The 11,264-nt window shown below is 73.1% G+C and carries 9 protein-coding genes; 7 read left to right on the top strand and 2 right to left on the bottom strand.

Going from position 1 to position 11,264, the window contains the following annotated elements; all coding sequences use genetic code 11:
- Positions 1-113: 113 nt before the first annotated feature.
- The 4 genes from ABZ564_RS07175 to ABZ564_RS07160 all read left to right on the top strand — a co-directional run bounded on the left by ABZ564_RS07175 (position 114) and on the right by ABZ564_RS07160 (position 6,602).
- Positions 114-557 (top strand): SRPBCC family protein, encoded by a 444-nt coding sequence (locus tag ABZ564_RS07175; RefSeq protein WP_360850817.1) that lies wholly within the window; start codon positions 114-116, stop codon positions 555-557.
- Between the two features lie 185 nt (positions 558-742).
- Positions 743-3,205, top strand: a complete 2,463-nt coding sequence (locus ABZ564_RS07170) for an MFS transporter (RefSeq protein WP_360850813.1) — start codon at positions 743-745, stop codon at positions 3,203-3,205.
- A 153-nt stretch (positions 3,206-3,358) separates the two neighbouring features.
- Positions 3,359-5,788, top strand: a complete 2,430-nt coding sequence (locus ABZ564_RS07165) for a SpoIIE family protein phosphatase (RefSeq protein ID WP_360850810.1) — start codon at positions 3,359-3,361, stop codon at positions 5,786-5,788.
- A 94-nt stretch (positions 5,789-5,882) separates the two neighbouring features.
- A complete protein-coding gene (locus ABZ564_RS07160; protein ID WP_360850807.1) occupies positions 5,883-6,602 on the top strand; it encodes a class I SAM-dependent methyltransferase in 720 nt (239 codons plus the stop codon).
- Positions 6,603-6,656: 54 nt separating this feature from the next.
- Here ABZ564_RS07160 and ABZ564_RS07155 read toward each other — a convergent pair whose 3' ends face one another.
- Both ABZ564_RS07155 and ABZ564_RS07150 read right to left on the bottom strand, forming a co-directional pair.
- Complete coding sequence (locus tag ABZ564_RS07155; protein ID WP_360850804.1) at positions 6,657-6,866, bottom strand: hypothetical protein; 210 nt, start codon at positions 6,864-6,866, stop codon at positions 6,657-6,659.
- 42 nt (positions 6,867-6,908) lie between these two features.
- Positions 6,909-7,853, bottom strand: a complete 945-nt coding sequence (locus ABZ564_RS07150; RefSeq protein ID WP_360850801.1) for a LysR family transcriptional regulator — start codon at positions 7,851-7,853, stop codon at positions 6,909-6,911.
- A gap of 120 nt (positions 7,854-7,973) precedes the next feature.
- On the opposite strand from ABZ564_RS07150, the gene ABZ564_RS07145 reads away from it, so the two are divergent.
- From ABZ564_RS07145 to ABZ564_RS07135, 3 genes are all read left to right on the top strand, one after another.
- Positions 7,974-8,975, top strand: a complete 1,002-nt coding sequence (locus tag ABZ564_RS07145) for an aldo/keto reductase (RefSeq protein ID WP_360850798.1) — start codon at positions 7,974-7,976, stop codon at positions 8,973-8,975.
- Positions 8,976-9,089: 114 nt separating this feature from the next.
- A complete protein-coding gene (locus ABZ564_RS07140) occupies positions 9,090-9,923 on the top strand; it encodes a M55 family metallopeptidase (protein ID WP_360850795.1) in 834 nt (277 codons plus the stop codon).
- Positions 9,916-11,259 carry a M20/M25/M40 family metallo-hydrolase gene (locus ABZ564_RS07135; protein WP_360850792.1) on the top strand — a complete coding sequence of 448 codons (1,344 nt, stop codon included), beginning with the start codon at positions 9,916-9,918 and terminating at the stop codon, positions 11,257-11,259. The genes ABZ564_RS07140 and ABZ564_RS07135 overlap by 8 nt, the downstream gene beginning before the upstream one ends.
- Positions 11,260-11,264 lie beyond the last annotated feature (5 nt).

Raw genomic sequence — 11,264 nt, 5'->3', positions numbered from 1 at the left:
ACATGTGTTCCCGTGATCGTTTTCTCCCCTTCGTCCCGGACCGGATTTTGAGCCGGACCCCCGAGGTGGTTGGCTCAGCACACCCCGAACAACCGAGTGCTGGAGGAACAGCCATGGCGCAGGTCGAAGCCACGACGGAGCGGATCATCGCGGCGGACGCGGAGACGGTGTTCGACGCGCTGGCCGACTACAAGGACGTCCGGGGCAAGGTGCTGCCCGCCCACTTCAGCGAGTACGAGGTGCGTGAGGGCGGCGACGGCGAGGGCACCCTCGTCCACTGGAAGCTCCAGGCCACCAGCAAGCGGGTGCGCGACTGCCTCCTGGAGGTCACCGAGCCGACCGACGGGCAGCTCGTGGAGAAGGACCGCAACTCCTCGATGGTCACGACCTGGATCGTCACCCCCGCCGGCGAGGGCCGCTCCAAGGCCGTCGTCACGACCGTGTGGAACGGCGCCGGAGGCATCGGCGGCTTCTTCGAGAAGACCTTCGCACCCAAGGGCCTCGCCCGTATCTACGACGAGCTGCTGCAGAACCTCGCCGCCGAGGTCGAGAACTGACTGTCCGTCCGCTCCCTCCGGCCTCACCGGTTCGGGTGGTCTTTGCGGTCGGCCCGTTGTGCGCCGTAGTGCCTCCGACCGGGGGATACGCCCCCTGAGTGCGCCGTCAGCGCTCCCCGTCGCGTTTGCCCTCTCTTGTCGCTCGATGCGAGAAATGTGCGGCAGCGCGACGAGGGGAGCGGCACGTGGTGGGTGGCATCACACTGTTGGACGACGAGCCGGGCGGGCCGGGGGGCACCGAGTCGGCGCCCGCGACCGCCCCGCCCCCGCCGCCGCCCGCCGCGAAGGAGGCGGTCGCGGGCGACCCGGAGGGCGGGACCGCGACGGACCCACGCCGCGTCCGGCTGATCTTCGTCGGGCTGATGCTCACGCTCCTGCTCGCGGCCCTCGACCAGATGATCGTGGCCACGGCGCTCCCGAAGATCGTCGGCGAGCTGCACGGCCTGGAGAAGATGTCCTGGGCGGTGACCGCCTATCTGCTCGCCTCGACGATCGGTCTCCCGATCTACGGCAAGCTCGGTGACCTCTTCGGGCGCAAGAGCGTCTTCCAGTTCGCCATCATCGTCTTCGTCGTCGGCTCCGCACTGGCCGGCTGGTCCCGCACGATGGACCAGCTGATCGCCTTCCGGGCCATCCAGGGCATCGGCGGCGGCGGGCTGATGATCGGTGTGCAGGCGATCATCGCGGACGTGGTACCGCCCCGCGAGCGCGGCCGCTTCATGGGCCTCATCGGTGCCGCCTTCGGCCTCGCCTCGGTGGCCGGCCCGCTGCTCGGCGGCTTCTTCACCGACCACGCCTCCTGGCGCTGGTGCTTCTACATCAACGTGCCGTTCGGCCTGGTCACCCTCGCCGTGATCGCCGTGGTCCTCAAGCTCCCCAGGCCCACCGTGCGCCCCCGGCTCGACGTCCTCGGCGCCGCCCTCCTCGCCGCCGCCTCCACCTGCCTCGTGCTGCTGACCAGCTGGGGCGGTACGGAGTACGCGTGGGGCTCGGGCACCATCCTGGGGCTGGGCGCCGGAGCTGCCGGAACGACTCTGCTCTTCCTCCTCGTCGAGCGCCGTGCCCCCGAACCGATCATCCCGCTGCGGCTGTTCCGGGACTCGATCTTCAACGTGACCGCCCTGGTCGGCGCGGTCGTCGGCGTGGCGCTGTTCGGCGCGGCCAGCTATCTGCCGACCTTCCTCCAGATGGTCGACGGCGCCACCGCCACCGAGTCCGGGCTGCTGATGCTCCCCATGATGGGCGGCATCGTCGGGGCCTCCGTCGTCTCGGGCCAGCTCATCTCCCGCACCGGGCGCTACCGGGCCCACCCGATCGCCGGCAGCGCGATCTCCGCGGTGGGCATGTGGCTGCTCTCCCGGCTGGAGACCGACACCCCGCGCCTCGAGTACAGCATCGCGCAGGCGGTGCTCGGCCTCGGGATCGGGCTGGTCATGCCGGTGCTGGTGCTCGCCGTGCAGAACTCCGTACGCCCCGCCGACCTGGGCACCGCCACCAGCGCCAACAACTACTTCCGGCAGATCGGCGGCAGCGTCGGCGCCGCCGTCTTCGGCACCCTGTTCGCCGGGCGGCTGGCCGACGCGCTCGCCGTCCGGCTGCCCTCCGGAGCGGACCTCCCCGACCCGGAGTCGATCACCCCGCAACTGGTGCACGCGATGGAGCCCGCGCTGCGGGACGCCTACATCCAGGCGTACGCCGACGCGATGCCCCGGATCTTCCTCTACCTCGTGCCGGTCCTCGTGCTCGGCCTGTTCTTCGCCTTCTTCCTCAAGGAGAAACCGCTGGTGTCCCACAGCCCCGAAACCACCGCCGGCCCCGAAACCGCCGCCGAGCCCGCCCCGATCCCCTCCGCCCGCACCGGCCAGGGCCACCCCTCCACCGGCTACCTCTCCGGCGTCCCCGTCTCCGGCAGCGTCCAGCACTCCGACGGCACGAAGGTGCCCCGCGCCGCCCTCACCCTCATCGACGTCCAGGGCCAGCAGGTCGGCCGGGGGGCCAGCGGGGAGGAGGGGCGGTACGCGCTCAGCGTGCCGGGCGCCGGTTCGTACGTCCTCATCGCCGCCGCCGGGGGCCACCAGCCACAGGCTGTCAGCGTCACCGTCGGCGAACGCCCCGTCGAGCTGGACGTGGTGCTCGGCGGCGCCGGCCGGCTCGCCGGCACCGTCGTGACGGCGGACGGGGTGCCCGTACGGGACGCGGCCGTCACCCTGACCGACGTACGCGGCGAGGTCGTCGCCTCCACGCGCAGCGGCCGCGAGGGCGGCTACGTGATCACGGAACTGGTCGCCGGCGAGTACACCCTCGCCGCCTCCGCCCCGGCGTTCCGGCCCGCCGCGCTCCCGGTCAGCGTGCAGGCGGCCAGGGAGACCCGGCAGGACATCGAGCTGGCCGGCGGTGCCGTGCTGCGCGGCATCGTCCGGGCCAGTGCCGGGCGGCCCGTCGAGGACGCCCGGGTCACGCTCCTGGACGCGGCGGGCAACGTCGTCGACACCGTGACCACAGGACCGGACGGCGCGTTCCGGTTCGTGGACCTGTCCACCGGCGAGTACACCGTGATCGCGGCCGGCTACCCGCCCGTCGCCACCGTCCTCCAGGTCGCGGGCGGCGGGCGCACCGAACGGGACCTCCAGCTCGGGCACGAGGACTGAACGCCCGGTCCGTGAGGAGGCGTCGCGCCCCCGGTACGCGGGCGTACCACCCCCGGGGGTGATTCCGCCGATGCCCCGCGGACGCCGGTCGCGGCCCCGTACCGTGGAGTCACGCGCCGCGGAACGTCGCGGTGAGGAAGGAGCCTCCCCCTCATGGACCTCGGTGTGCCGCAGCAGAGGACACCACAGCCGTGTGACGCCGCGGCGGGCCGCGTACCGCTCGCCGTGGCCGTCGTCGACACGGAGGGACTCGTCTCGCACTGGTCGTCCGGTGCGAGAAGGCTCTTCGGCGTGGCCCGCGAGGACGCGGTGGGCTGCCCGGCCGGTGAACTGCTGCCCGTGTCCGGTGTGCCGGCCGGGGGCGAAGGCGCCTACGCCGCGCAGGGCCCCGCACTCGACAGCTCGCTCAGCGGGGACTTCGCCTACCCGGCGTCGGGCCGGGCCCGGCTGGACGGGCCCGCGCGCGGCCGGATCGACGTGCTGTGGTGGGCCTACCCGCTCGCCGGACCCGGACCGGCCCGTCTGCTGGTCCTCGCGGCCGACCACGAGTATCTGCGCGGCGCGGAGGACGGCGAGGACCTTCCGGCCCGTACGGTCGCCCCCGGCTTCGCCCGGCACACCGACTTCCCCGGCCACTTGGAGCTGTCCGCGCGGCTGCCGGAGATCCTGCCGAACATGAGCGTCCAGGAGGCCACCGGGATCGTCGCCCAGGTCCTCGAACTGGGCTACCCGGTCCTGGAGTTCAGCCACCACGACCGCATCCCCGTCACCCCGGACTGGGGCGTGCCGCGACGCGCGGGGGCCCTGCCCCTCCCGGAGGCCGAGGACCCGGCCGGGGAGTCGGCCGTCCCACGCGCCGCCCCCCGCCCCGAGCTGGACCTCGAATACGCGGCGGTCCGCGAGCGGCTGGAGTTCCTCAACGAGGTGAGCGGCCGCATCGGCACCTCCCTCGACCTCGAACGCACCATCCGCGAGGTCACCAGCGCCGCCGTCCCCCGCTTCGCCGACTTCGCCGGTACGCATCTGCGCGCCGCCGTCCTCGCCGGTGAGGGCTTCCCCGACGGACCGCCCGACGTCACCACCATCTGGCACCGCGTCTGGGTCGAGCACAACGACGAGCCGGGCCGCTGGGACGACACCGTGCCCGTCGGCGAGGCCATCGCCTTCCCCGAGCACACCCCGTTCTTCCAGTGCATGGTCACGGGCGAGCCCGTCGTCGTGCCCCGGGTGAGCGAGGAGCTGAGCAACCGCATCTCGGGCGAGTTCGAGAAGCGCGACCTGCGCCCCCTGATCACCAACCGCTCGCTGCTCATCGTGCCGCTCAAGGCCCGCGACGTGGTCCTCGGCTTCATGGTCCTGATGCGCCGCCCCGGCCGCGAGCTCTTCGACGACATGGACCGCACCACCGGCGCCGAACTCGCCGCGCGGGCCGGGCTCGTCCTGGACAACGCCCGCATGTACACGTACCAGGAGAACGTCGCGGAGACGCTGCAGGACAGCATGCTGCCCAACGTCGAGCCCCGCATGGCCGGCTGCGACATCGCGACCCGCTATCTGCCGGGCACCCGGCTCGGGCGGATCGGCGGCGACTGGTTCGATTCGGTGAAGCTCCCCGGCTCGCGCACCGCGCTGGTCGTCGGCGACGTCATGGGCCACGGCCTCAACTCCGCCGCGATGATGGGCCAGTTGCGGACCGCCGTACTGACCATGGCCACCATGGAGCTGCCGCCCGCCCAACTCCTGCGCAACCTGGACGACCTGGCCCAGCGCCTCGGCGAGCAGTACCTCGCGACCTGCCTGTACGCGGTCTACGACCCGATCGCGGGGGAGCTCCAGATCGCCAACGCGGGCCACATCCCGCCCGTGCTGGTCCGCGCCGAGGACGGCCGCGCCGAACTCCTCGACCTGCCGACCGGGGCACCCATCGGCGTCGGCGGCGTCGCCTTCGAGACCGCCGAGGTGCGGGTGCGCCCCGGCGACCGGCTGGTCCTGTGCACGGACGGCCTGGTCGAGGTGCGCGGCCAGGACATCGGGGCCGGGCTCGCCGCGCTCTGCGCCTCCGCCGCCCACCCCGCCGCGTCGATGGACGACGCCTGCGACACCATCATCCGCGCCCTGAACCCCCGCGGCGGCCGCAAGGACGACGTCGCCCTGCTGATGGCCCGGCTCAACGGCATCGCGGACGAGGACGTCGCCGAGTGGCAGCTCGCCCTGGACCCCCGTGAGGTGTCCCGGGCCCGCCGCCTGGTGCGCGGCAAGCTGCTCGACTGGGAGCTGCCCGACGCCGTGGAGGCGGCCGAGCTGATGGTCAGCGAGCTGGTGACCAACGCCTTCAAGCACGGCCGCACCCACCACATCGGGCTCCGGCTGGTCCGCGCGGGCGCGCTGCTGTGCGAGGTCAGCGACGACGAGCCGGCGCCCGCCTCGCTCCTCGGCGTCACCGACAGCGACGAGTTCGGCCGGGGCCTCATGGTGGTGAGCGGCCTCGCCAGGGAGTGGGGAACCAGCGGCACGGCACGCGGCAAGACCGTCTGGTTCGAGCTGGCACTGTCCCGGTCCCGCGCCAACGGCCCTTTTTCCTAAGGAGGTTGCTTCCGCACCCTTGCCCCGGGAGACCTGTGGGCAGTAGTCCCTGGCTGAACAGGATGAGCCTGCACCAGGGGACTTGGGAGTACGCATGGGTGTGTCACAGCAATACCGCGAGGCGTGGGAAGGGTTCTGGGCGGCCACGTCCCACGAGCCCGGCGAGGCGATCTGGGACGCGGCCCCGGACCTGAGCGCCATACCGCACAGCCGGCTGTTCCTGCCGTACGCCGACACCACCCTGCCCGTCGTCGATCTCGGCTGCGGCAACGGCACGCAGACCCGTCACCTCGCGACCCTCTTCCCCCGCGCGATCGGGGTGGACCTCTCCTACGCGGCGATCGAGCACGCCCGGAAGGCGGACCCCCGACAGGTCGCCGAGTTCGACCGGCTCGACCTCACCGACGCCGACGCCGTGCGCGCCCTGCACGAGCGGGCCGGCGACGCGAACGTCTACATGCGGGCGGTGATCCACCAGAGCGACCCCGAGGCCCGGCCGGCCGTCGTCGCCGCCGTGGCCACGCTGCTCGGCGAACGCGGGCGGGCCTTCGTGGCCGAGCTGACCCCCGCGTCCAAGGACGTACTGCAACGCGCCGCGCAGGGCCCGGGCGGGCCGGGGCCGAAGCTGCGCCGGGTCTTCGAGCACGGGCTCAAACCGGCGAGCGCCACCGAGGAGGAGGTCCCGCAGCTGTTGGAGGCGGCCGGGCTGACCGTCCTGGACAGCGGCGACACGGTCCTGCCGCAGACCGAGAACCTGCCCGACGGCACCCGCCTCGACCTGCCGGCGAGGTGGTTCGTACTGGCCGCCGGCTGACCCGGGCACGCACCGGTCCCGGACGCGCGAGCACGCCCGGGGCCGGCCCGTCCGTCACGGCAGCAGCCGCGGCCGGCGCCGTGCCGCGACGTCCTCGACCCGGCCGGCGAGCAGCACGGCCACCGCGACGGCCAGCAGGGCGCGGCCTTCCCGGAGAGTGGTGGCGCCGGCCTTGCGGTGGGCGGCCCGCTCGGGGCCGGCGGAACCGGCGGCGGGCGTGGGCGCCCTGTCCGTGTGGGCGGCCTTCCGGGACCGCCCGTGCACCGACGAGGACCCCGTCGCGGGCCGACGACACCTGCAGCGGCGTCACACAGCGGGACGGGGCGTTCGCCGAGGCGCTGAGCGGCTGACCGCCGGCTCGGCGCCGGTCCCCTCCTCCCGCACCAGCGCCATCAGGGCACGCGCCCCCGGGCTCATGGCCCGTGCCTCGGGAAGCACGACGACGCTCTGGTAGGCCGCCTCGTCCGCCCCGTCGAGCCGTACGGCCACGAGCCCCCGCGCCTCGGGCTTGCGGGAGAAGTGGTGCGGGACGAGCGCGATGCCCAGCTGCTCCTGGACCAGCTCCAGCAGGCTGTGGACATCGGTCACCTCCAGCGCCACGGTGCGGCGCACCCCGGCCGCCGCGAACGCCGCGTCGGCCGCCCGGCGCGGCCCGAAGTCCGGGTGGAAGTCGATGAACGGTTCACCGGCCAGCTCCGCCCGGTCCGCCCGCTCGGCGGCCGCCAGCCGGTGGCCCGGCGCGCACAGCAGCACCATGGGTTCCCGGGCCAGCGGGACCAGCTCCCCGCGCCACCCCGCCGGGTCCACCGTCGCGGCGAACGCGATGTCGAGCCGCCCGCCCGCCACCCCGTCCACCAGCTTCGCCGTACCCTCCTGGCGCAGCCGGATGTCCATGTGCGGGTGCGCGCGGTGGAAGGCGGCGAGCAGCCGGGGCAGCCGCAGCCCGGCCACACACTGCTCCACGCCCACCGACAGGGTCCCGCGCAGCAGACCCCGTACCGCGTCGACGGCCTCCTTCGCGGCCCGCACCCCGGCCAGGGTGCGTTCCGCCTCCACCAGCAGGGCGCGCCCCGCCTCGGTCAGCCGTACGCTGCGCGTGGTCCGGCTGAACAGCGGGGTCCGCAGCTCCTGCTCCAGCGCCCGCACGGAGGCGGAGAGGCCGGACTGCGACACGGCGACCCGCTCCGCGGCCCGGGTGAAGTGCCGTTCCTCGGCCACGGCCACGAAATGTTCCAGCTGACGCAACTCCATGATTGAGAACTCTAGGCCCTGAATCCCAGTGGAATCTCCTGTTGGACTGCTGGATCGAAGTGGTCCAGCCTTGGGGTGTCCTGCCGGTCATGGCCGGAACGTCTCTCCCGTGGAGCCCGCATGTACATCCCGTCCGCCGACCGCTACGAGAACATGCCCTACCGGCGTACCGGACGCAGTGGCCTGAAGCTGCCGGCCCTGTCGCTCGGCCTGTGGCACAACTTCGGCGGGGACCGGACACCGCAGGCCCAGGGCGAGATCCTGCGCCGCGCCTTCGACCTCGGCATCACCCACTTCGACCTGGCCAACAACTACGGCCCGCCGCCCGGCTCCGCCGAGACCGCGATGGGCCGGGCACTCGCCACGGACTTCGCCGCCCACCGGGACGAGATCGTCGTCTCCACCAAGGCCGGCTACCTGATGTGGGACGGCCCGTACGGCGAGTGGGGTTCGCGCAAGAACCTGCTGGCCTCGCTGGACCAGAGCCTCACCCGCCTCGGCCTGGACTACGTCGACGTCTTCTACTCCCACCGGCCCGACCCCGAGACCCCGCTCGAAGAGACCATGGGCGCCCTCGACTCGGCCGTACGCCAGGGCAAGGCGCTCTACGTGGGCGTCTCCAACTACTCACCCGAGCAGACCCGCGAGGCCGCCCGCATCCTGAAGGACCTCGGCACCCCGCTCCTCATCCACCAGCCGCGCTACTCGATGCTCGACCGCCGGCCCGAGGACGGGCTGCTCACGGTCCTGGACGAGCTGGGCGTCGGCTCCATCGCCTACTCCCCGCTGGAGCAGGGCATCCTCTCCGACCGCTACCTCGACGGCATCCCGGCGGGCTCCCGCGCCGCGGGCAGCAGCCCCTTCCTGTCGGCCGAAGCGGTCACCCCCGGCCTGGTGGCACGGCTGCGCCAACTCGACGAACTCGCCGCCGCACGCGGCCAGTCGCTCGCCCAGCTGGCCCTGGCCTGGGTGCTGCGCGGCGGGCGCGTCACCTCCGCCGTGGTCGGCGCGAGCAGCGTCGCCCAGCTGGAGAACAACGTCGCGGCCGTGCGGAACCTGGACTTCACCGACAAGGAGCTGGCCCGGATCGAGAAGCTGCTGAAGGGCGCCGGGCGCGGCTGAAGGACCGGCGTCCCCGGCGGCCCGCGCCGGCCGCCGGGGACGCCATTGGAATGGACCTGTGGAGGTCCCGACACCTCTGGCCTGCGCGTTCCCCGGCGCGTACCGTGTGGCCGCATGAAGATCCTCGTCAGCGCCGACATGGAAGGCGCCACCGGCGTGACCTGGCCGGCCGACGTGCTGCCCGGCACGCCGCAGTGGGAGCGGTGCCGCTCCCTGTTCACCTCCGACGTCAACGCCGCCGCCCTCGGCTTCTACGACGGGGGAGCGGACGAGGTGCTGATCAACGAGGCCCACTGGAGCATGCGCAACCTCCTGCTGGAGCGCCTGGACGACCGCGTCCAGATGCTCACCGGCAAGCACAAGTCGCTGAGCATGGTCGAGGGCATCCAGCACGGTGACGTCGACGCGGTCGCCTTCGTCGGCTACCACACCGGCGCCGGTACCGAGGGCGTCCTCGCCCACACCTACCTCGCCAACTCCATCACCGGCGTCTGGCTGAACGGCGTCCGGGCGAGCGAGGGCCTGCTCAACGCCCACGTCGCCGCCGAGTACGGCGTCCCCGTCGTCCTCGTCACCGGCGACGACCTGACCTGCGTGGACGCCGAGGGGTACGCCCCCGACGCGCGGAAGGTCGCCGTCAAGGACTACGTGTCGCGCTACGCCGCCGTCTGCCGTACGCCCGCCCGCACCGCCGCCGACATCCGGGCGGCCGCCGCGCGGGCCGTCTCCCTGGCCGGCCGGTACCCGCCGGTGGAGGGCGGCCCGTTCACCGTGGAGCTGGAGTTCGACGCCGAGCACCTGGCCGCGGCGGCCACCGTCGTCCCCGGGGTCGCGCCGAGCGGCGAGAGGCGGGTCTCCTACACCAGCGCGACGATGTACGAAGGTATCCGCACGTTCAAGGCGGTGACGACGATCGTCTCGTCCGCCGTGGAGGAGCAGTATGGCTGAGGCGACCGCCCCCCAGGATTCCGTCGACGCCCTCGCGCTCGACGAATCGGTGACGTTCACCTCCGAACTGATCCGCATCGACACCACCAACCGGGGCGACGGCGACTGCCGCGAACGCCCCGCCGCCGAGTACGTCGCCGAGCGTCTCGCCGCCACCGGCCTCGAACCCGCGCTCCTGGAGCGCACCCCGGGCCGCACCAACGTGGTCGCCCGCATCCCCGGCACCGACCCGGCCGCCCCCGCGCTCCTGGTCCACGGCCACCTGGACGTGGTCCCCGCCGAGGCCGCCGACTGGGCCGTGCACCCCTTCTCCGGCGAGGTGCGCGACGGGGCCGTGTGGGGGCGCGGCGCGATCGACATGAAGAACATGGACGCGATGGTCCTGGCCGTCGTCCGGTTCTGGGCCCGGGCCGGCATACGCCCCCGTCGCGACATCGTCATCGCGTACACCGCGGACGAGGAGGCCAGCGCGGCGGACGGGGCCGGCTTCCTCACCGACCGGCACGCCGCCCTCTTCGAGGGGTGTACGGAGGGCATCAGCGAATCCGGTGCCTTCACCTTCCACGCCGGGCCGAACCTGCCGCTCTACCCCGTCGGGGCCGGTGAACGCGGCACCGGGTGGCTGAAGCTCACCGCCCACGGCAAGGCCGGCCACGGCTCCAAGGTCAACCGCGCCAACGCCGTCAGCGCGCTCGCCGCCGCCGTCGCCCGCATCGGCGAGCACGAGTGGCCCGTCCGGCTCACCCCCACGGTCCGTGCCGCGCTCACCGAGATCGCCGCGCTCCACGGCATCCACCCCGACCTCGACGCCCCCGGCTTCGACGTCGACGAACTCCTCGGAAAGATCGGACCGGCCGCCGCCCTCGTCGCCCCGACCGTCCGCAACAGCTCCAACCCGACGATGCTGGAGGCCGGTTACAAGGTCAACGTCATCCCGGGCCACGCCACCGCCTACATCGACGGCCGGACCGTCCCCGGCGGGGACGAGGAGTTCCGCACCACCCTGGACCAGCTCACCGGTCCCTCCGTCGACTGGGAGTTCCACCACCGAGAGGTCGCACTCCAGGCCCCCGTCGACTCACCCACGTACGGCAGACTCCGCGCCGCCATCGAGCGGTTCGACCCCCACGGGCACGTCGTGCCGTACTGCATGTCCGGCGGTACCGACGCCAAGCAGTTCTCCCGGCTCGGCATCACCGGATACGGCTTCTCGCCGCTGAAGCTGCCCGTCGGCTTCGACTACCAGGCCCTCTTCCACGGCGTGGACGAGCGCGTCCCCGTCGACGCGCTGCACTTCGGCGTCCGGGTCCTGGACCACTACCTGCGCACCGCCTGAACCAG

Origin of the sequence: Streptomyces sp. NPDC019224 (assembly GCF_040632605.1) — a bacterium.
In the GTDB taxonomy this organism is placed as follows: domain Bacteria; phylum Actinomycetota; class Actinomycetes; order Streptomycetales; family Streptomycetaceae; genus Streptomyces.
This window is presented reverse-complemented; position numbering and strand designations above follow the sequence as displayed.

Coding starts and splice junctions, on each gene's coding strand:
- ABZ564_RS07160 (WP_360850807.1), top strand. CDS start 5,883: ATGGGTGTGTCACAGCAATACCGCGAGGCGTGGGAAGGGTTCTGGGCG.
- ABZ564_RS07150 (WP_360850801.1), bottom strand. CDS start 7,853: ATGGAGTTGCGTCAGCTGGAACATTTCGTGGCCGTGGCCGAGGAACGG.
- ABZ564_RS07145 (WP_360850798.1), top strand. CDS start 7,974: ATGTACATCCCGTCCGCCGACCGCTACGAGAACATGCCCTACCGGCGT.
- ABZ564_RS07135 (WP_360850792.1), top strand. CDS start 9,916: ATGGCTGAGGCGACCGCCCCCCAGGATTCCGTCGACGCCCTCGCGCTC.
- ABZ564_RS07140 (WP_360850795.1), top strand. CDS start 9,090: ATGAAGATCCTCGTCAGCGCCGACATGGAAGGCGCCACCGGCGTGACC.
- ABZ564_RS07165 (WP_360850810.1), top strand. CDS start 3,359: ATGGACCTCGGTGTGCCGCAGCAGAGGACACCACAGCCGTGTGACGCC.
- ABZ564_RS07175 (WP_360850817.1), top strand. CDS start 114: ATGGCGCAGGTCGAAGCCACGACGGAGCGGATCATCGCGGCGGACGCG.